Here is a 20,573-nt window from a genome sequence, read left to right as displayed (position 1 = left end):
GCTGGCCAAGCTGCCGCCGCTGGCCAGCGCGTAATCCCGCAAACGAACAGGCCGGCGACCCGACCCGGCGCGCAATGCGTCGGGCCCGGTCGCCGGCCTGGGTGACAGCGGTCGATCGGCTTAGTTGACGATCTCCACCAGATCGACATCGATCTCGCGCTTCATCAGTCCTTTCTCGACCTCGCCGGTCAGCTTGACCTGGGTCTTCTCGTTGAACGCCACCGGCGGTAGGTCTTCGTCGTCGATCTCGACGGTGATAGTGCCGCTGGCATCCTTGAACTCGTACTTGTCGTCGTTGTTCAGCTTCTTGGTCACATGGCCCTGCAACACCACCGGCGTATCGTCCGCAGCGTCGTTGGCCGCCGCGACGGTGGTCACCGCCTGGGCGCCCGGGCCGGTGTAGCCGGCGGCCAGGGCGGCGGTGCTGAACAACGGGGCAAGCAGCAGAACGAGGTAACGGGTTTTCATGGCAGCAATCCAGTGTGGGTTTCGATGGCGCCAGATTAACCAGCCAGGCTGAATTCAACCTTAATCCGCCGCCCCCTTTTCCCAGCGCCAAAAAAAGCCCGGCATATGCCGGGCCTGGTCAGCGGCTCGCGATCACTGGTGATACTGCGCCGACAGCTCATGCACCGCGCGCAGGAAAGCGCCAGCGTGCTCCGGGTCGACCTCCGGGGTGATGCCGTGGCCGAGGTTGAACACATGGCCGCTGCCCTTGCCGTAGCTGGCGAGGATGCGCGCGACTTCGGCGCGGATCGCTTCCGGCTTGGCGTAGAGCACGGTCGGGTCCATGTTGCCCTGCAGGGCGACCTTGCCACCGACCCGCTGGCGCGCTTCGCCGAGGTCGCAGGTCCAGTCCAGGCCCAGCGCATCGGCACCGGCGTCGGCGATGCTTTCCAGCCACAGGCCGCCGTTCTTGGTGAACAGGATCACCGGCACCTTGCGCCCTTCGTGTTCGCGGATCAGGCCGCTGACGATCTTGCGCATGTAAGCCAGGGAGAACTCCTGATAGGCCGCCGCCGACAGGTTGCCGCCCCAGGTGTCGAAGATCTGCACCGCTTGCGCGCCGGCCTGGATCTGGCCGTTGAGGTAGCTGACGACCGACTGCGCCAGCTTGTCCAGCAGCAGGTGCATGGCTTGCGGGTTGTCGTAGAGCATCGCCTTGGTCTTGCGGAAGTCCTTCGAGGAGCCGCCTTCGACCATGTAGGTGGCCAGGGTCCAGGGGCTGCCGGAGAAGCCGATCAGCGGCACGCGGCCGTTGAGCTCGCGGCGGATGGTGCTGACCGCATCCATCACGTAGCCCAGGTCCTTGTGCGGATCGGGAATCGGCAGCGCCTCAATGTCGGCCAGGGTGCTGACCACTTTCTTGAAGCGCGGGCCTTCGCCGGTTTCGAAATACAGGCCCTGGCCCATGGCGTCGGGGATGGTCAGGATGTCGGAGAAGAGGATGGCCGCATCCAGTTGCGGGTAGCGGTCCAGCGGTTGCAGGGTGACTTCGCAGGCGAACGCAGGATTCATGCACAGGCTCATGAAGTCACCGGCGTTGGCACGGCTGGCGCGGTACTCAGGCAGGTAGCGCCCGGCCTGACGCATCATCCACACCGGGGTGACGTCTACGGGTTGCTTGAGCAGGGCACGAAGGAAACGGTCGTTCTTCAGGGCAGTCATGTCGGCATCCGGAAAAAAAGTGCGGGCATTTTCTCAGAGCGCGACGCAAAAGGCACGGCGAGAGCCGTGCCTTTTGTCTATCGGGTCAATTTGTCGCGCCACACCCCACATATAACAAGGGCTGTAGCGGACCTGTAGGAGCGAGCTTGCTCGCGATGAGGGTGTGTCAGGCCACATCGATGCTGGCTGATACATCGCTATCGCGAGCAAGCTCGCTCCTACAGGGGAGATGATCCGCAGATCATCAGACGCCCAGGTAGTCGAGGATGCCTTCGGCGGCGTTACGGCCTTCGAAGATCGCCGTCACCACCAGGTCGGAACCGCGCACCATGTCGCCACCGGCGAAGATCTTCGGGTTGCTGGTCTGGTGCTTGTACTGGCCCTGTTCCGGGGCCACGACGCGGCCCTGGCTGTCGGTCTGGATGCTGAACTGCTCGAACCACGGCGCCGGGCTCGGACGGAAACCGAAGGCGATGACCACGGCGTCGGCCGGGATGATCTCCTCGGAGCCCGGGATCGGCTCGGGGCTGCGGCGGCCACGGGCGTCAGGCTCGCCGAGACGGGTCTCGACCACCTTCACGCCTTCGACCTTGTCTTCGCCGACAATGGCGATCGGCTGGCGGTTGTAGAGGAATTTCACGCCCTCTTCCTTGGCGTTCTTCACCTCTTTGCGCGAGCCCGGCATGTTCGCTTCGTCGCGACGATAAGCGCAGGTCACGGCCTTGGCGCCCTGGCGGATCGACGTGCGGTTGCAGTCCATCGCCGTGTCGCCGCCACCGAGGACCACGACCTTCTTGCCCTTCATGTCGACGAAATCTTCCGGCGACTTTTCAAAGCCCAGGTTGCGGTTGACGTTGGCTATCAGGAAGTCCAACGCGTCGTGCACGCCCGGCAGGTCCTCGCCGGCGAAGCCACCCTTCATGTAGGTGTAGGTGCCCATGCCCATGAACACCGCGTCGAACTCTTCGAGCAGTTGCTCCATGGTCACGTCCTTGCCCACCTCGGTGTTGAGGCGGAACTCGATGCCCATGCCGCTGAAGACTTCGCGACGATTGCTCAGCACGGTCTTTTCCAGCTTGAACTCGGGGATGCCGAAGGTCAGCAGGCCGCCGATTTCCGGGTTCTTGTCGAACACCACCGGAGTCACGCCGCCGCGTACCAGCACGTCGGCACAACCCAGGCCCGCCGGGCCCGCGCCGATCACCGCGACGCGCTTGCCGGTCGGCTTGACCTTGGACATGTCCGGACGCCAGCCCATGGCGAACGCGGTGTCGGTGATGTACTTCTCCACCGAACCGATGGTCACCGCGCCGAAGCCGTCGTTGAGGGTGCAGGCACCCTCGCACAGACGGTCCTGCGGGCACACCCGGCCGCAGACTTCCGGCAGGGTGTTGGTCTGGTGCGACAGCTCGGCGGCGGCGAGGATGTTGCCCTCGGCCACCAGCTTGAGCCAGTTGGGAATGAAGTTGTGCACAGGGCACTTCCATTCGCAGTACGGGTTACCGCAACCCAGGCAGCGGTGGGCCTGGTCGGCCGACTGCTGGGGTTTGAAGGGCTCGTAGATTTCCACGAACTCTTTCTTGCGTTGACGCAACAGTTTCTTCTTCGGATCCTTGCGCCCGACCTCGATGAACTGGAAGTCATTATTCAGACGTTCAGCCATTATCAAAACCTCATCAAACTCTTCAGGCGCATATCACTGCGGGTTGGCACGGGTGCTGGAAAGCAACGTTTTCAAGCTGGCAGCCTTCGGCTTGACCAACCAGAAACGACGCAGGTAGTCGTCGAGGTTCTCGGCCAGGTTACGGCCCCACTCGCTACCCGTTTCCGCGACGTATTCGTCCAGCACGCGCTGCAGGTGGCTGCGATAGGCTTCCATCGCTTCGCCGCTGATCCGCTGGATTTCCACCAGCTCGTGGTTGACCCGGTCAACGAAGGTGTTGTCCTGGTCGAGCACGTAGGCGAAACCGCCGGTCATGCCTGAGCCGAAGTTGTAACCGGTCTTGCCCAGCACGCAGACGAAACCACCGGTCATGTACTCGCAGCAGTGATCGCCGGTGCCTTCCACCACGGTGTGGGCGCCGGAGTTGCGCACGGCGAAACGCTCGCCCGCGGTGCCGGCGGCGAACAGCTTGCCGCCGGTGGCGCCGTACAGGCAGGTGTTGCCGATAATCGCGCTGTCCTGAGTCTTGTAGGCGCTGCCTTGCGGCGGCACGATCACCAGCTTGCCGCCGGTCATGCCCTTGCCCACGTAGTCGTTGGCGTCACCTTCGAGGTAGAGGTTCAGGCCGCCGGCGTTCCACACGCCGAAGCTCTGGCCGGCAGTGCCCTTGAAGCGGAAGGTGATCGGCGCCTTGGCCATGCCCTGGTTGCCGTGGACCTTGGCGATTTCGCCGGAGATCCGCGCCCCGATGGAACGGTCGCAGTTGCAGATGTCGAGCGCGAACTCGGCACCGCTGAGGTCGTTGATCGCAGGCTTGGCCATGGCGACCATCTTCTCGGCCAGAAGGCCCTGGTCGAACGGCGGGTTGCGCTCGACCTGGCAGAACTGCGGCTTGTCCGCCGGGATATGGTCGCTGCCCAGCAACGGGGTCAGGTCCAGGTGGTGCTGCTTGGCGGTCTGGCCTTCGAGGATTTCCAGCAGATCGGTACGGCCGATCAGCTCTTCCAGCGAACGCACGCCTAGCCTCGCCAGCCACTCACGGGTTTCCTCGGCGACGTAGGTGAAGAAGTTCACCACCATCTCGACGGTACCGATGTAGTGGTCCTTGCGCAGCTTCTCGTTCTGCGTCGCCACGCCCGTGGCGCAGTTGTTCAAGTGGCAGATACGCAGGTATTTGCAGCCCAGGGCGATCATCGGCGCGGTGCCGAAGCCGAAGCTTTCGGCGCCGAGGATCGCCGCCTTGATCACGTCGAGGCCGGTTTTCAGGCCGCCGTCGGTCTGCACCCGGACTTTGCCGCGCAGGTCGTTGCCACGCAGGGTCTGGTGGGTTTCCGCCAGGCCCAGCTCCCACGGCGCACCGGCGTACTTGATCGAGGTCAGCGGCGAAGCACCGGTGCCGCCGTCGTAGCCGGAGATGGTGATCAGGTCGGCGTAGGCCTTGGCCACGCCAGCGGCGATGGTGCCGACCCCGGCTTCCGCCACCAGCTTCACCGAAACCAGCGCCTGCGGATTGACCTGTTTCAGGTCGAAAATCAGCTGCGACAGGTCTTCGATGGAATAGATGTCGTGGTGCGGCGGCGGCGAAATCAGGGTCACGCCCGGCACCGCATAGCGCAGCTTGGCGATCAGGCCGTTGACCTTGCCGCCTGGCAACTGGCCGCCTTCGCCAGGCTTGGCGCCCTGGGCCACCTTGATCTGCAGCACTTCGGCGTTGACCAGGTATTCCGGGGTCACGCCGAAACGGCCGGTAGCCACCTGCTTGATCTTCGAGCTCTTGATGGTGCCGTAGCGCGCCGGGTCTTCGCCGCCTTCGCCGGAGTTGGAACGCGCGCCCAGGCGGTTCATGGCCTCGGCCAGGGCTTCGTGGGCCTCGGGCGACAGCGCGCCCAGGGAGATACCGGCGGAGTCGAAGCGTTTGAGGATCGATTCCAGCGGCTCGACTTCACCGATATCCAGCGGCGTGTCGAGAGTCTTCACCTGGAACAGGTCGCGGATCATCGACACCGGACGGTTGTCCACCAGCGCGGTGTATTCCTTGAACTTGGCGTAGTCGCCCTGCTGCACGGCGGCTTGCAGGGTGTTGACCACGTCCGGGTTGTAGGCGTGGTACTCGCCGCCGTGGACGAACTTCAGCAGGCCGCCTTGCTGGATCGGCTTGCGCGGGCTCCAGGCTTCGGTCGCCAGGGCTTTCTGCTCGGCTTCGATGTCGACGAAACGCGCACCCTTGATGCGGCTCGGCACGCCACGGAAGCTCAGGTCGCAGACTTCCTCGGACAGGCCGATGGCCTCGAACAGCTGTGCGCCGCGATAGGACGCGATGGTCGAGATGCCCATCTTCGACAGGATCTTCAGCAGGCCCTTGGTGATGCCTTTGCGGTAGTTCTTGAACACCTCGTAGAGGTCGCCCAGCACTTCGCCCGTGCGGATCAGGTCGCCCAGCACTTCGTAGGCCAGGAACGGATAGACCGCCGAGGCGCCGAAACCGATCAGCACCGCGAAGTGATGCGGGTCGCGGGCGGTAGCGGTTTCCACCAGGATGTTGGAGTCGCAGCGCAGGCCCTTCTCGGTCAGGCGGTGGTGCACCGCGCCTGTGGCCAGGGACGCATGGATCGGCAGCTTGCCCGGGGCGATATGGCGGTCGCTGAGGACAATCTGGGTCCGCCCGGCGCGCACGGCCTCTTCAGCCTGGTCGGCCACATTGCGGATCGCCGCTTCCAGGCCGAGGCTTTCTTCGTAGTTCAGGTCGATGACCTGACGCTCGAAGCCTGGACGGTCGAGGTTCATCAGCGAGCGCCACTTGGCCGGGGAAATGACCGGCGAGCTGAGAATCACCCGCGAGGCATGCTCGGGGGACTCCTGGAAGATATTGCGCTCGGCACCGAGGCAGATCTCCAGCGACATGACGATGGCTTCGCGCAGCGGGTCAATCGGCGGGTTGGTGACCTGGGCGAACTGCTGGCGGAAGTAGTCGTACGGCGTACGCACGCGCTGGGACAGCACGGCCATCGGCGTGTCGTCGCCCATGGAGCCGACCGCCTCGTAGCCTTGCTCGCCCAGTGGACGCAGCACCTGGTCGCGCTCCTCGAAGGTGACCTGGTACATCTTCATGTACTGCTTGAGCTGGTCGACGTCGTAGAACGCCGAACCGTGGTCGTTGTCTTCCATGGTCGCCTGGATACGCAGGGCATTCTTGCGCAGCCATTGCTTGTACGGATGACGGGACTTCAGGCGGTTGTCGATGGCATCGGTGTCGAGGATCTGCCCAGTCTCGGTGTCCACGGCGAAGATCTGGCCCGGGCCGACACGGCCCTTGGCGATCACGTCTTCGGGCTGGTAGTTCCAGACGCCGATTTCCGAAGCCAGGGTGATGAACCCGTTCTTGGTAGTGACCCAGCGCGCCGGGCGCAGGCCGTTACGGTCGAGCAGGCAGACGGCGTAGCGGCCGTCGGTCATGACCACGCCCGCCGGGCCGTCCCACGGTTCCATGTGCATGGAGTTGTATTCGTAGAACGCGCGCAGATCGGCGTCCATGGTCTCGACGTTCTGCCAGGCCGGCGGAATGATCATCCGCACGCCGCGGAACAGGTCGATGCCGCCGGTGACCATCAGCTCCAGCATGTTGTCCATGCTCGAGGAGTCGGAACCCACGCGGTTGACCAGCGGGCCGAGTTCTTCCAGGTCCATCAGGTCGTTGGTGAACTTGGTGCGTCGGGCCTGGGCCCAGTTGCGGTTGCCGGTGATGGTGTTGATCTCGCCGTTGTGGGCGAGGAAGCGGAACGGCTGCGCCAGCGGCCATTTCGGCAGGGTGTTGGTGGAGAAGCGCTGGTGGAACACGCAGATCGCGGTTTGCAGGCGCGGGTCGCCCAGGTCCGGATAGAAGGCGGCGAGGTCCGCCGGCATCATCAGGCCTTTATAGATGATGGTCTTGTGGGAAAAGCTGCAGATGTAGTGGTCGATATCGGCGGCGTTGGCCACCGACGAACGACGACGGGCGCTGAACAGCTTGACCGCCATGTCCTGATCGCTCAGGCCTTCGCCGCCGATGTACACCTGCTCGATCTGCGGCAGACGCTCGAGGGCCAGGCGGCCGAGAACGCTGGTATCGATCGGCACTTTGCGCCAGCCGATCAGTTGCAGGCCTTCGGCCAGGATCTCGCGGTTCATGTTCTCGCGAGCGGCTTCGGCTTTGGCCGGGTCCTGGTTGAAGAAGACCATACCCACGGCATATTGCTTGGGCATTTCGACGCTGAAGGTTTCCTGGGCAATGGCGCGCAGGAACGCATCAGGCTTTTGAATCAGCAGACCGCAACCGTCGCCGGTCTTGCCGTCCGCGTTGATCCCACCGCGGTGGGTCATGCAGGTCAGGGCCTCGATGGCCGTTTGCAAAAGGGTATGACTGGGTTCGCCCTGCATATGGGCTATCAAACCGAAACCGCAGTTATCCTTGAATTCATCTGGTTGGTACAGACCTGCTTTCATAGACACTTTCTCACCAGGCTGTCTCTTATCGAGACAAATTTCTTTTCAATTCAGCCAGTTACCTTCCGCGCCGAACGTACGCCAGCTTTGCGGGGGCAAAAGGGAGGTCATTGTACACACCGACACAGACGCCCACAAATTTGACGACGAAATGTCGCAAATTCATGTCGCATTTATGAAAGGTTTAAAGCGATATGCTGTGCTAGTCAAAACTTTTTTAGTTCGGACCGCGACGACTCAAAAGCTACTGTGACGCAGACACCACAAGGCACGCGGCCTTGAAGGCAGCATGCACATGCGGATTTTTTTGAGGTGCTGGGAGAGGCGGCCTGGGTAAGGCCGCCGAATCTTCAGCGAGTTGCTGCCAGTTCCTGTTGGACGCTGGCGACAGTGCGAGGCCAAGGTTTACCAGCCTGAACCTTCGCTGGCAAGGCCTTGATGGCGGTAACGGCTGCATCACGGCTGCTGAAGCTGCCGTATGTGATGACATACAGCGGCTTGCCGTTGAGGACTTTCTTGAAATAGCGGTACTGGGCGCCCTGCTCCTTGACGAAGTTCTGCGCCGTGGCTTCAGAACTGGTGCCGAGGATCTGCACGACGTAGTTGCCAGGCGCCTGGCCGGCGTACCAGCTACCGCCGGTGGCCGCCTTGGCGACGGTGACAGGCTTCTCGACCGGCTTGGTGACCGGTGCCGGCTTGGTGACGGGAGCAGGCGCAGGCTTGGCCACAGGAGCCGGCTTCGCGGCAGCGACCTGGGTCGGTGCCGGGGTCGGACGGGCTTGCGGAGTCGGTGCCGGACCGGCCGGAACGCCCGCTGGCGGCGCGATGGTGGTCACGGTCGGCGGCGTGGCGCTGGAGCCTTCCACCGGCACGCCATCGTCACCCTCGGTGATGCCGCCGGCGGCTTCCGCCAGCGGACCGCGCATGACCGGCTGCGACTGGCCGACCAATGGCAGCGGCATAGGCTGCGAGGAACCGGCGAACTCCACAGACGGGCTGCCATTGGCATTCGGTTGCGGCGTCTGGCCCAACGGCAACTGCGCCTGTTCGTTCGCTGGCGCAGCGGTACTTGGCGCCTTGCTGCGACCCGGCATCAGCCAGGCAGCGGCAACGGCGACCACTACGACCGCGGATATCGCCAATACGTGTTTCTTCGGCATCTTGAACCCCATACTTGGACGCTTGACCGCCGAGCGGCTAGCAATCATGGCTTCGATCATTGCATCCCTGGCGACCTGGTTGATGTTGCCAGGCCAGCCATCGGAGCCTTCGTGAATATCACTGATCTGATCGGCGGAAAAAAGTTCGATCCCCCGCCCCGCGCCCTCGAGACGCTGCGCCAGGTACTCGCGGGTCTCTTCTTCGGTATAAGGCTGCAGCTCGATGACGTGGAAGCGCTCTTCTTCCGCGCTCAGCAACTCCAGGCCGGCAATCAGCGACGACTCGCCGAACAGGAACACATGCGGACGGCCTTCCGGCGCGCCGGCGGCCAAAGCCAGTAGCGCTTCAAGGGCGGATTCGTCGAGCTGCTCGGCGTCGTCCACCAGCAGATAGACTTCCTGGCCGGTCAACGCCAACTGCACCACTTGCGCCAGGATCGGGCCGATCTCGGCCTGTTCGACGTTCAACGCCTGGGCGACCTGGCGCAATACGCCCGCCGCATCACCGGCACCGCGGGCGGAAACCACCACGCTCTGTACCGACTGTTTATTGGTGCTGGCCACCAGCGCCTGGCGCAGCAGCGTCTTGCCGCTGCCTTGCGGGCCGGTCACGACCAGCAGCAGCTGGCTGTAGCGTGCCAGGTGGTGCAGTTGACCCAGCACAGGCTTGCGCTGGGCAGGAAAGAACTTGAAGCCAGGCACCCGTGGAGCGAAAGGGTCATGGCTCAACTGAAAGTGGCCGAGGAAGGCCTCGTCGGCATGCAAACTAGTCATGGGGATCTTATTAACCTTTAAGCTGAGCCAGGGCGCGGTAGTCCGCCCCCAGCGTGGCCTGTAAAACCTCTTTCGGATAATCGTCGGTCACTACGGCTTCGCCCATGCGGCGCAACAGCACCAGACGCAAACGACCATCGATCACTTTTTTGTCAATTGCCATGTGTTCGAGAAAATCCGCCTCGGTCATTTCCTCGGGCGGAATGACCGGCAAGCCCGCGCGCTGGAACAGGCGAATACCGCGGTCGCGCTCTGCGGCGCTGATCCAGCCGAGGCGCGCCGACATTTCCAGCGCCATTACGGTGCCCGCGGCTACCGCTTCGCCATGCAGCCAGACACCGTAGCCCATGTGGGTCTCGATGGCGTGGCCGAAGGTATGCCCCAGGTTCAGCGTGGCCCGCACGCCGGACTCGCGCTCGTCGGCGCCGACCACGGCCGCCTTGGCCGCGCACGAGCGCTCGATCGCATAGGTCAGCGCCTGCTGGTCCAAGGTGCGCAGGCGGTCGACGTTGTCTTCGAGCCAGGTGAGGAACGGCTCGTCGCAGATCAGACCGTACTTGATGACTTCCGCCAGGCCGGCCGACAGCTCGCGAGCCGGCAGGCTGTTGAGCGAGGCGGTGTCGATCAGGACCACGTTCGGCTGATAAAAGGCGCCGACCATGTTCTTGCCCAGCGGATGGTTGATACCGGTCTTGCCGCCCACCGACGAGTCGACCTGGGAGAGCAAGGTGGTAGGAATCTGGATGAAATCGACGCCGCGCTGGTAGCAGGCGGCGGCAAAGCCGGCCATGTCGCCGATCACCCCGCCGCCGAGGGCGACGATGGTGGTCCGACGGTCGTGCCGCGCGGTCAGCAGGCCGTCGAAAATCAGTTGCAGGGTTTCCCAGTTCTTGAATGCTTCGCCGTCCGGCAGGACCACCGAGATCACCGAGAATTGCGCAAGGCTGTGTTTCAGACGCTCAAGGTACAGCGGCGCTACGGTTTCATTGGAAATGATCGCCACTTGCCGCCCGGCGATGTGCGGCGCCAGCAACTCGGGCCGGTCCAACAAACCTTCGCCAATATGAATCGGGTAGCTGCGCTCGCCTAGATCGACCTTAAGTGTCTGCATGTGTCCCCACAGTGAAGATGGAAGCTGGTGTCCTGCCTTGCATAGACAACGATATCGCCTGGTTGTCTGACGCCGCGCGATAATTCTGCGCCACAACCCGAGGCGACCACGGCAAGGCGCCGAGGATAGCGCATTTCACGCCGCGCATTAACGGGGAGGCAGTTGCTGCAGACGGTCCAGGATGTCCAGCACCACCATTCGCGGTGGCCGTTCATCGGTTTCAACCACCAGATCGGCGATCTCCCGATAGAGCGGATCGCGAATCGCCAGCAGATCGCGCAGGGTTTTCGCCGGATCGGCCGTGCGCAGCAACGGCCGGTTGCGATCGCGCGCAGTGCGGCCGACCTGCTGCTCGACCGAGGCGTGCAGATAGACCACCCGACCGCCCGCATGCAGCGCCAGGCGATTGGCTTCGCGCATCACCGCGCCGCCGCCGGTCGCCAGGACCACGCCATCAGCCGCGCACAGCTCGGCGATCATGGCCTGTTCGCGATCACGAAAGCCCGGCTCGCCTTCTTTATCGAAGATCCACGGAATATTGGCGCCCGTGCGCAACTCAATTTCCTTATCGGAATCTTTGAATGGCAGGCGCAGCTCTTTGGCCAGCAAGCGACCGATGGTGCTTTTTCCAGCCCCCATCGGCCCAACAAGAATCAAATTTCGCACAGAATCAACGACTCACAGCAATCGCCTGGTTGTTCATGATACGCGGAGTGAGAAATACCAGCAGCTCGGATTTTTTCTCCGACACCACGTCACGCCGGAAAAGTCGGCCAAGATACGGCACATCGCCGAGAAATGGCACTTTATCTACAACCTTGCTTTGCGTGTTGGAGAAAACCCCACCGATCACGATGGTTTCGCCGTCGTTGATCAGGACCTTGGCGTTGACCTCGTTCTTCTTGATCGGCGGCACGTCCTGGACCTTGTTCAGGTAGTCCGGCTCGTCCTTGGTGACCTTGACCTCCATGATGATGCGATTGTCCGGGGTGATCTGCGGCGTCACCTCCAGCGACAGCGACGCTTCCTTGAAGGACACCGAAGTCGCGCCGCTGGACGCGGCTTCCTGATAGGGAATTTCCGTGCCCTTGAGGATCTTCGCGGTCTCCTTGTCGGAGGTGACGACCTTGGGCTGGGAGACGATTTCACCGTTGCCGGTCTTTTCCATGGCCGTCAGTTCCAGGTCCAGCAACACGTTGTCGGTGATAAAGGCGATGCCGAGGCCGGACGTATTGGCGGTCGTGCCCAGGTCGACGAACGGCGAATTGCTGCTGGTGCTGCCCGGCGTACCAATGGTTGAAGAGCCGTTGGCGCCGTTGCCGACCCCCGAGGCGTTCCAGTTGCCCTGGTTCTGGAGCGAACCGCCCCAGCGCACGCCCAGGCTTTTGTCGTAGTCGACGTTGGCCTCGACGATCCGCGCCTCGATCATCACCTGGCGCACCGGAATATCCAGCTGGCTGACGATCCGCCGCAGTTCGTCCAGGCGCTCTCGGGTCTGGTAGGCGATGATGTTGTTGGTCCGCTCGTCGACCGTGATAGAGCCTCGCTCGTCGGTTTTATCCTCGGCCCGGGTGACCGACTGGAACAGCTTGGCGATCTCCGTGGCCTTGGCGTAGTTCACCTGCAACAGTTCCCGACGTAGCGGTTCCAGCTCGGCGAGCTGCTTCTGCGACTCCAGCTCCTGGCGTTCGCGGGCCGCGATTTCATCGGCCGGCGCCACCAGCAGCACATTACCCACCTTGCGCTGGTCCAGCCCCTTGGTCTTGAGCACCAGGTCCAGGGCCTGGTCCCACGGCACATTCTGCAAACGCAAGGTAATGCCGCCTTGCACCGTATCGCTCGCCACCAGGTTGAGGTTGGTGAAGTCGGCGATCAGTTGCAGCACCGAACGGACCTCGATGTCCTGGAAATTCAGCGACAGTTTTTCACCTTTATAGGCCGAGCGCTCGGCACTGCGCGTCTGCAGGTCACCCGAGGACATCGGCCTGACGTTCACCGTGAGTTTGTTGTCCGTCTGGTAGGTCGAGTAATCGAAGGTACCGCCGGGCTCGATGGTGACAATGGCCTTGTCGGACTCCGCCCGGGCGTTGACGAACTGTACTGGCGTGGCAAAGTCCTTGACGTCCAGCCTGACCCGCAAGGGTTCGGGCAGAAGGGTCTTGGCAAAGGTCAGAATGAGCTTGCCGTCGCGCTCCTGTATGTCCGGGCTCATTTGCGCGTCGGACAGGTCGATCAGGACATTGCCCTCGCCCAGCTCGCCGCGCTGAAAATCCACTCGACGAATCGACCGCACCGCCCTCCTGGCAGGCTTGGCCCGCACGCCCCCCGCAAGCGGCATTCCAGACACATTCGTTGCTGCCGTCGCACCCTGGCCGATCACCACGAACAGTTGATTGCCGGCGACCCGGGTGCTGTAGGGCGCCAGCGCAAGCAAATTGATCACTACCCGGGTCCGCTGCCCTGCCTCGAGCACCGTTACGCTGCGGGCATTGCCGTTGCCCAGGTCGCGGCTCTTGTTCGCCAGTTGGCTGACGACACCAGGCAGATCGAGGGCGATCCGCGCCGGCTGGTCGGTGGTGTAGCCACGCGGCTCGGCCACCGGCCCATCGAAGGTCAGCTTCAACTCCAGGCGGTCCCCCGGCAGCGTCGCGACATCCAGGGCCTTGAGGCTGGCCGCCATGACCATCGGTGAAAGCAGCGCCATCCATAGCACCATACCGAAGGCTGAAAAGATCCTGTTCATGATGCGAGTTCCACTATGAATGCTCTTTTAATGGAAGAGTCCGCGGTCGCTCCAGCCATGCCCCCGCTCCATCGGGAACAATCTCGACCACATCGACCTGTGAATCGCTGATCGCGACAATTCGCCCATCGTTACGCCCCAGGTAGTCGCCGACCTTGAGCCGATGCACGCCACCGGCCCCGCGCAGCAGCGCAAAGACCCCGGAGGCATTGGACAGGGTGCCCACCATCTCGAACTGCTCGATGCTGAAACCCTCGAGAAACTGCTTGTTGCGACCCGGGTCCGGCTTGACCCCGGGCGAGCCGGCCTGGCGTGCCGCCAGGTCCACCCGGGCCGCTGGCTGAAACGGACTGCGCAAGGGAGCGGCGTTGTAGGTGAACGTTGGGTAAGACCCGAATGCCGGCATTGGTTCAATCTCACCGGCCGGCCGCAGCCGCGCCTCATTCATATAGGCGTCCAGATCGCTGAAGTCGTCCTCGCCGCCGCACCCGGCCAGCCCGCCCACGATCGCCACCAGCAACAGGCCATAAACACGGGTCATGGACGCGGCACCTTGTAGCGGTAGGTCCTGGCCAGAATGCTCATGCGCAGCTTCGAGCCGGCCTGCGGCGCGCTCGGTTTGATCTGGAAATCGTGCAGGGTGACGATTCGCGGCAGGCCGGCCACGCCGCTGACAAAAGTCGCCAGTTCGTGATAGTCGCCGGTGACGGTGATCTGGATCGGCAACTCGACGTAGAACGGCTGGACCACCTCCGGCAACAGTTTGATTTCCTCGAACTCCAGCCCGCTGCCCAACCCGGTGCGACTGATGTCCTCGAGCAAGCCCGGCACCTCGGTATCGCTGGGGAGCTGGCGCAACATGAGGTCGAAAGCGGTGTCCATGGCCTTCATCTGTTCGCTGTAGGGCCCCAGGTTGGCCACCTTCCGTGCCTTGCTGGCGAACTGCTGCTTCAACACCGCCTCGTCCGCCCGACGCTGGTCGAGCTGCAGTAACAGATCCTTGAGGTAAACGTTGTAGCCGAGGGCCAGCACCAGCAGCATCGTCAGCACCGCGACCGCGCCTTTGACCGGCGCCGGCCACGCGCCCATGTTGCTCATTTCCAGTTCGCCGAGGTCGATCCGGCGTAGGTGCGTCCAGCCACCAGACAGATTCATAACCCGTCCTCGTCCATGGCGGGCCGGGTCTGATGGACGGTCAGCTGAAACAGATTGCGCTGATCGGCGCTGTCCGCCGCGGCCGCCTTGACCTCCGTCAGGCTCGGCGCATCGAACCAGTAGGAGGCGTCCAGATTGCGCATCAGCTCGGAAACCCGGCGGTTCGACTCGGCCGCCCCGGTAATGGAGAGGGTCTTGCCGCTCATCCTGACCTCAGTGAAATACACCCCGTCCGGCAAGGTGCGGGCCAACTGGTCGAACACTCGCGCGCTGGTGGAACGGTTGCCCTGCAAGTCCTGGATGATCTTCATCCGTTCCACCAACTGCTCGCGGTGCAACTTCAGTTCGCCGATCTTGGCGATCCGCTGATCGAGCAGGCTGATCTGCGCGCCGACATGGTTGTTGCGCGCCAGCTGCCTGTCGATTGCCCGGCCGATGATCCGGTCACCCGCCAACACCGCCGCCAATGCCAGCGCCACGGCCGCCACCAGGATCAGGACAAAGTGCCGACGCCGCCGCTCGCGCCGCTCGTCGCGCCAGGGAAGAAGATTGATCCGCGCCATCAGTCGAAACTCCGCAAAGCCAGCCCGCAGGCAATCATCAGGGCCGGCGCATCGTTGGTCAGCGCGGCAGCATCGACCTTGGCGCCAAGGCTCATGCCCGCGAACGGGTTGGCGATCAGGACAGGCACCCCCAGGCGCCGCTCGAGCAAAGGAGCAAGCCCCGGCACCGAAGCGCTCCCCCCTGCCAGCAAGAGCGAATCGACCGGACGCTGCGGCGCCAAGGTCCGATAAAACTGCAACGCCCGCGCCACCTGCTCGGCGAGTGCATCCAGGAAAGGTTGCAACACCTCGCTGGCATAGTCGTCCGGCAAACCGACCTGCCTTTTCGCCAGGCCGGCCTCCTCCGCCGACAGCCCGTAACGACGCTGGATCTGCTCGGTAAGCTGCTGACCGCCAAACAGCTGCTCGCGGGAATAGACGACCTGCCCTTCCTGCATGACGTTCAGGGTGGTCAGGGTGGCGCCGATATCGACCAGCGCCACGCCTGCCGAGGCCGTCGAACCGGCCGCCAGGGCGAACGAGCGCTCCAGCGCGCCGACTTCCAGGTCCACTACCCGGGCATTCAGCCCGGCAAGTTCGAGCGCTGCCTGGCGCACCTCGATGTGTTCCTTGCGGCAAGCCGCCAACAGCACGTCAACGCGCTCGGGGTTGCGCGCCGAATAGCCGAGGACGTCGAAATCGATGGCGGCCTCGTCCAGCGGATAGGGGATGTACTGGTCGGCGTCGACCTTGAGCAGGCTTTCGCGATCGTCGTCGGACAGCCCGGCCTCCATCTCGATGACCTTGCTGATCACCGCGGAGCCGGCCAGCGCCAGCGCCGCGCTCCTCGTGCCCGGCCGGACCCTGGCCAGCAGACGGGACAGAGCGTGCCCCACCCCATCGGGCTCGACGATATTCTTTTCGACCACGGCGTTGACCGGCAGCGCCTCCACCCCATGGGCCTCGACCCGAAACCGGTTGCCGGAACGGCTCAGTTCGAGAAGTTTGATCGAGGTGGAACCGATATCGATCCCGAGAAGGGAACTCGCCTTTTTGCTGAAGAGTCCTAGCACTACCAATTCCCTATGACTATCCGTGACTTACGGACTCTGTAATGTCCATTGCGTTCAATCACCACGTCTTGACAGACGGGCAAATGATGCCCTTGGCGGAAAAGTGCTTATAATGCCCGGCGATTTTTCCGCTTTTTTCTGCCGCGTGGGCCACTCTCCGACCGTGAATGCCCTGACGCCAAATTCATTCCTTTCTCTGGAAATCCAAAAGCCTTGATTCGTCTGCTGAAGTTTTTCGGGTGGTCCATCGTCGCTGTGTTCTGCGGGCTGCTCCTCGCGCTCTCCGGCGCGTTTCTCTATCTTAGCCCTGGCTTGCCGTCGGTAGAGGCGCTCAGAAGTATCCAGTTGCAGATTCCCCTGCGGGTGTACAGCAGCGACGGCAAGTTGATTGCAGAATTCGGCGAAATGCGCCGTACTCCGATCCGTTTCGCCGACATTCCCCCCAACTTCATTAATGCGTTACTAAGTGCTGAAGACGACAACTTCGCCAATCACTACGGCGTCGATCCCAGCAGCCTGATGCGCGCCGCGACCCAGCTGGTCAAAAGCGGGCACATCCAGTCCGGCGGCAGCACCATCACCATGCAGGTGGCGAAAAACTTCTTCCTGAGCAGCGAACGCAGCTTCTCGCGCAAGACCACCGAGATCCTCCTGGCCTTGCAGATCGAACGCCAGCTGACCAAGGACGAGATCCTCGAGCTGTACGTCAACAAGATCTACCTGGGCAACCGCGCCTACGGCATCGAGGCCGCGGCCCAGGTGTACTACGGCAAGTCGATTCGCGATGTCAGCCTGGCGCAGATGGCCATGATCGCCGGCCTGCCCAAGGCCCCGTCGCGTTTCAACCCGCTGGCCAACCCGGCGCGCAGCAAGGAGCGCCGCGACTGGATCCTCGGGCGCATGTACAAGCTCGGCAAGATCAGCGAGACCGACTATCAGGCCGCCATCGCCGAACCGCTGAACGCCAGCTATCACGTACCGACGCCGGAAGTGAACGCACCGTACGTCGCTGAAATGGCCCGCGCCGAAATGGTCGGTCGTTATGGCAGCGACGCCTACACCGAAGGCTTCCGTGTCACCACCACGGTACCAAGCGACCTGCAGGAGCTGGCCAATACCGCCGTCCACGAAGGCCTGATCACCTACGACCAGCGCCATGGCTATCGCGGCCCCGAGTCGCGCCTGCCGGGCAAGACCCGCGCCGCCTGGGCCACCGAGCTGACCAAGCAACGCGCCATCAGCGGCCTGGAGCCGGCGATCGTCACCCAGGTCGACAAGAACGGGCTGCAGGTACTGACCCGCACCGGCGAAGAACACGTGGGCTGGGACAGCATGAAATGGGCGCGCCCGTTCCTGAACACCAACAGCATGGGCCCCGCGCCCAAGCAGCCGAGCGATGTCGCCCAGGTCGGCGACCTGATCCGCGTGCAGCGCCAGGCGGACAACTCGCTCAAGTTCCGCCAGATCCCGGTGGTCCAGGGCGCGCTGGTATCCCTCGACCCGCAAAACGGTGCCATTCGTTCGCTGGTGGGCGGTTTCGCTTTCGAGCAAAGCAACTACAACCGCGCGATGCAGGCCAAGCGCCAGCCGGGCTCGAGCTTCAAGCCGTTCGTTTATAGCGCCGCGCTGGACAATGGCTACACCGCCGCCAGCCTGGTGAACGATGCACCGATCGTGTTCGTCGACGAGTACCTGGACAAGGTCTGGCGTCCGAAGAACGACACCAACACCTTCCTCGGCCCGATCCGCATGCGCGAGGCGCTGTACAAGTCACGCAACCTGGTGTCGATCCGCCTCCTGCAAAGCCTGGGCGTGGACCGCACCATCGACTACATCAGCAAGTTTGGCTTCAACAAGCAGGACCTGCCGCGCAACCTGTCGCTGGCCCTGGGCACCGCGACCCTGACACCGATGGAAATCGCCACCGGCTGGAGCGTGTTCGCCAACGGCGGCTACAAGGTCACGCCGTACATCATCGACAAGATCGAAAGCCGCAACGGCGAAACCCTGTTCACCGCCAACCCGCCGAGCGTACCGGCCGGCGACATGGCCAGCAGCGGGATCGCCGCACCGGCGCAACCGGGCTTCACCGTGGACAGCGTCCCTGGCGAAACCCCGGGCCAGGCCCCGGTACAGGCGCCTGCGGTGGCCGAACGGATTATCGACGGTCGCACCACCTACATCCTCAACAGCATGCTGCAAGACGTGATCAAGCTCGGCACCGGGCGTCGCGCCCTGGCCCTGGGCCGCACCGACCTTGCCGGCAAGACCGGGACCACCAACGAGTCCAAGGACGCCTGGTTCTCCGGCTACAACGCCGACTACGTGACCACCGTCTGGGCCGGTTTCGACCAGCCGGAAAGCCTGGGGCGCCGCGAGTACGGCGGCACCGTGGCCCTGCCGATCTGGATGAGCTACATGGGCGCCGCCCTCAAGGACAAGCCAGCCCACACCCAGGCAGAACCGGAAGGCATTCTCAGCCTGCGGGTGGACCCGGTCAGCGGTCGCGCCGCGACGCCGGGCACGCCGAACGCCTATTTCGAACTGTTCAAGAGCGAAGACACCCCGCCTTCGGTCAACGAACTGGGCAACGGCTACGCCCCGGGCAGCCCGCTGCCGGCGGACGAAGCGGCGCCGATCGATCTGTTCTGATGCAAGGGCCGCCCCTGGCGGCCTTATCGCGAGCTCCCGACCGACACTGCCCCACAAAAAAGCCCCGGCTCTCGCGAGCTGGGGCTTTTTGTTTAACGCGACTGCCCGTCAGGGCAGCGACGGCTTAACCGTTGAACACGTCGTCCACGCTTTTCAGCGGGTAGTTCTTCGGATACGGCAGGGTCGCCACGCCGGTCTCGATCGCGGCCTTGGCCACGGCATCGGAAACCACGGTGATCAGACGAGCGTCCATCGGCTTCGGAATGATGTACTCACGGCCGAATTCCAGGGAGTCGACGCCGTAGGCTGCGCACACTTCCTTCGGCACTGGCAGCTTGGCCAGGTCTTTCAGGGCGTTGGCGGCGGCCACTTTCATTTCTTCGTTGATGCGCTTGGCGCGAACATCCAGGGCACCGCGGAAGATGAACGGGAAGCCCAGTACGTTGTTGACCTGGTTCGGGTAGTCCGAACGGCCGGTGGCCATGATCACGTCGTTACGGGTGGCGTGCGCCAGTTCCGGGGCGATTTCCGGATCCGGGTTCGAGCAGGCGAACACGATCGGGTTGGCCGCCATGGACTTCAGGCCTTCAGCGCTCAGCAGGTTCGGACCGGACAGGCCAACGAACACGTCCGCGCCTTTCAACGCATCAGACAGGGTGCGCTTGTCGGTCGCGTGGGCGAAGACCGCCTTGTACTGGTTCAGGTCGTCGCGCTCGGAGTGGATCACGCCGGTACGGTCGACCATGAAGATGTTTTCGATCTTGGCGCCCATGCTTACCAGCAGTTTCATGCAGGAAATGGCGGCGGCACCGGCGCCCAGGCAGACGATCTTCGCGTCCGGCAGGGTTTTGCCAGCGATTTCCAGGGCGTTGATCATGCCGGCCGCGGTCACGATCGCGGTGCCGTGCTGGTCATCGTGGAATACCGGGATGTCGCACTGCTCAATCAGGGCGCGCTCGATCTCGAAGCACTCAGGTGCCTTGATGTCTTCCAGGTTGATGCCACCAAAAGTGATGGAAATGCGCTTGACGGTGTCGATGAAGGCTTGCGGGCTTTCGGAGTCGACTTCGATGTCGAAGACGTCGATGCCGGCGAAGCGCTTGAACAGCACGCCCTTGCCTTCCATTACCGGCTTGGAGGCCAGTGGGCCGAGGTTACCCAGGCCAAGAATCGCGGTGCCATCGGAAATGACTGCAACCAGGTTGCCCTTGCCGGTGTATTTGTAGGCCAGTTCAGGATCGCGGGCGATTTCGCGTACCGGTTCGGCTACGCCGGGGCTGTAGGCCAGCGACAGGTCGCGGGCGGTAGCGGTGGCCTTGGTGAGCTCGACACTCAGTTTCCCTGGACGGGGATTGGCGTGATATTCGAGAGCGGCAGTTTTCAAATCAGACATGTGGGCATTCCGCTTTTTACTGTTGGACAGACGGACCGCCGAGGATACGCGTGTCGCAAAGTCCCCACAAGACTGACCGGTCACCCCTGTCAAGGCCTCTGCCCTACGACTTTGGGCCAAGAGCCGCGGAATACAAGGCCTGCAACTGTTCACAATCCAA

General features: G+C 63.2%; 14 protein-coding genes. 1 reads left to right on the top strand and 13 read right to left on the bottom strand.

Annotated features, from left to right (window positions below; all coding sequences use genetic code 11):
• Nucleotides 1-120: 120 nt before the first annotated feature.
• The 12 genes from BTN82_RS01910 to BTN82_RS01850 form a co-directional block, all read right to left on the bottom strand.
• Entirely contained in the window at nucleotides 121-468 is a 348-nt protein-coding gene (locus BTN82_RS01910) for a YgiW/YdeI family stress tolerance OB fold protein (RefSeq protein ID WP_075117487.1), read from the bottom strand.
• Between the two features lie 132 nt (nucleotides 469-600).
• Nucleotides 601-1,668: a uroporphyrinogen decarboxylase gene (gene hemE / locus BTN82_RS01905; protein ID WP_075117486.1), complete on the bottom strand. Its 1,068-nt coding sequence runs from the start codon at nucleotides 1,666-1,668 to the stop codon at nucleotides 601-603.
• Nucleotides 1,669-1,912: 244 nt separating this feature from the next.
• Nucleotides 1,913-3,331, bottom strand: a complete 1,419-nt coding sequence (locus BTN82_RS01900) for an FAD-dependent oxidoreductase (protein WP_075117485.1) — start codon at nucleotides 3,329-3,331, stop codon at nucleotides 1,913-1,915.
• 33 nt (nucleotides 3,332-3,364) lie between these two features.
• Nucleotides 3,365-7,810 carry a glutamate synthase large subunit gene (gene gltB, locus BTN82_RS01895; RefSeq protein ID WP_075117484.1) on the bottom strand — a complete coding sequence of 1,482 codons (4,446 nt, stop codon included), beginning with the start codon at nucleotides 7,808-7,810 and terminating at the stop codon, nucleotides 3,365-3,367.
• Nucleotides 7,811-8,160: 350 nt separating this feature from the next.
• Entirely contained in the window at nucleotides 8,161-9,744 is a 1,584-nt protein-coding gene (locus BTN82_RS01885) for an SPOR domain-containing protein (protein ID WP_075117483.1), read from the bottom strand.
• A gap of 10 nt (nucleotides 9,745-9,754) precedes the next feature.
• The gene (gene aroB, locus BTN82_RS01880; protein ID WP_075117482.1) at nucleotides 9,755-10,855 is read right to left on the bottom strand and encodes a 3-dehydroquinate synthase; all 1,101 of its coding nucleotides are present in this window, start codon (nucleotides 10,853-10,855) and stop codon (nucleotides 9,755-9,757) included.
• A gap of 147 nt (nucleotides 10,856-11,002) precedes the next feature.
• A complete protein-coding gene (aroK, locus tag BTN82_RS01875) occupies nucleotides 11,003-11,521 on the bottom strand; it encodes a shikimate kinase AroK (RefSeq protein WP_075117481.1) in 519 nt (172 codons plus the stop codon).
• Between the two features lie 4 nt (nucleotides 11,522-11,525).
• A complete protein-coding gene (gene pilQ, locus BTN82_RS01870) occupies nucleotides 11,526-13,598 on the bottom strand; it encodes a type IV pilus secretin PilQ (RefSeq protein ID WP_075117480.1) in 2,073 nt (690 codons plus the stop codon).
• A 13-nt stretch (nucleotides 13,599-13,611) separates the two neighbouring features.
• Nucleotides 13,612-14,139: a pilus assembly protein PilP gene (locus BTN82_RS01865; RefSeq protein WP_075117479.1), complete on the bottom strand. Its 528-nt coding sequence runs from the start codon at nucleotides 14,137-14,139 to the stop codon at nucleotides 13,612-13,614.
• On the bottom strand, nucleotides 14,136-14,753 hold the full coding sequence (locus BTN82_RS01860) for a type 4a pilus biogenesis protein PilO (RefSeq protein WP_075117478.1): 618 nt from the start codon (nucleotides 14,751-14,753) through the stop codon (nucleotides 14,136-14,138). The genes BTN82_RS01865 and BTN82_RS01860 overlap by 4 nt, the downstream gene beginning before the upstream one ends.
• Complete coding sequence (locus BTN82_RS01855) at nucleotides 14,750-15,316, bottom strand: PilN domain-containing protein (RefSeq protein ID WP_075117477.1); 567 nt, start codon at nucleotides 15,314-15,316, stop codon at nucleotides 14,750-14,752. Before BTN82_RS01855 ends, BTN82_RS01860 begins: the two co-directional genes overlap by 4 nt.
• Entirely contained in the window at nucleotides 15,316-16,368 is a 1,053-nt protein-coding gene (locus BTN82_RS01850) for a pilus assembly protein PilM (protein ID WP_075117476.1), read from the bottom strand. The genes BTN82_RS01855 and BTN82_RS01850 overlap by 1 nt, the downstream gene beginning before the upstream one ends.
• Nucleotides 16,369-16,584: 216 nt before the next feature.
• On the opposite strand from BTN82_RS01850, the gene BTN82_RS01845 reads away from it, so the two are divergent.
• The gene (locus BTN82_RS01845) at nucleotides 16,585-19,020 is read left to right on the top strand and encodes a penicillin-binding protein 1A (protein WP_186828345.1); all 2,436 of its coding nucleotides are present in this window, start codon (nucleotides 16,585-16,587) and stop codon (nucleotides 19,018-19,020) included.
• Between the two features lie 124 nt (nucleotides 19,021-19,144).
• On the opposite strand, the gene BTN82_RS01840 is transcribed toward BTN82_RS01845, so the two are convergent.
• A complete protein-coding gene (locus BTN82_RS01840; RefSeq protein WP_075117474.1) occupies nucleotides 19,145-20,413 on the bottom strand; it encodes a malic enzyme-like NAD(P)-binding protein in 1,269 nt (422 codons plus the stop codon).
• Nucleotides 20,414-20,573: the final 160 nt, after the last annotated feature.

Origin of the sequence: Pseudomonas chlororaphis (assembly GCF_001921865.1) — a bacterium.
Classification (GTDB): Bacteria; Pseudomonadota; Gammaproteobacteria; order Pseudomonadales; family Pseudomonadaceae; genus Aquipseudomonas; species Aquipseudomonas chlororaphis_D.
This window is presented reverse-complemented; position numbering and strand designations above follow the sequence as displayed.

Coding starts and splice junctions, on each gene's coding strand:
- BTN82_RS01910 (WP_075117487.1), bottom strand. CDS start 468: ATGAAAACCCGTTACCTCGTTCTGCTGCTTGCCCCGTTGTTCAGCACC.
- hemE (WP_075117486.1), bottom strand. CDS start 1,668: ATGACTGCCCTGAAGAACGACCGTTTCCTTCGTGCCCTGCTCAAGCAA.
- BTN82_RS01900 (WP_075117485.1), bottom strand. CDS start 3,331: ATGGCTGAACGTCTGAATAATGACTTCCAGTTCATCGAGGTCGGGCGC.
- gltB (WP_075117484.1), bottom strand. CDS start 7,810: ATGAAAGCAGGTCTGTACCAACCAGATGAATTCAAGGATAACTGCGGT.
- BTN82_RS01885 (WP_075117483.1), bottom strand. CDS start 9,744: ATGACTAGTTTGCATGCCGACGAGGCCTTCCTCGGCCACTTTCAGTTG.
- aroB (WP_075117482.1), bottom strand. CDS start 10,855: ATGCAGACACTTAAGGTCGATCTAGGCGAGCGCAGCTACCCGATTCAT.
- pilQ (WP_075117480.1), bottom strand. CDS start 13,598: ATGAACAGGATCTTTTCAGCCTTCGGTATGGTGCTATGGATGGCGCTG.
- BTN82_RS01865 (WP_075117479.1), bottom strand. CDS start 14,139: ATGACCCGTGTTTATGGCCTGTTGCTGGTGGCGATCGTGGGCGGGCTG.
- BTN82_RS01860 (WP_075117478.1), bottom strand. CDS start 14,753: ATGAATCTGTCTGGTGGCTGGACGCACCTACGCCGGATCGACCTCGGC.
- BTN82_RS01855 (WP_075117477.1), bottom strand. CDS start 15,316: ATGGCGCGGATCAATCTTCTTCCCTGGCGCGACGAGCGGCGCGAGCGG.
- BTN82_RS01840 (WP_075117474.1), bottom strand. CDS start 20,413: ATGTCTGATTTGAAAACTGCCGCTCTCGAATATCACGCCAATCCCCGT.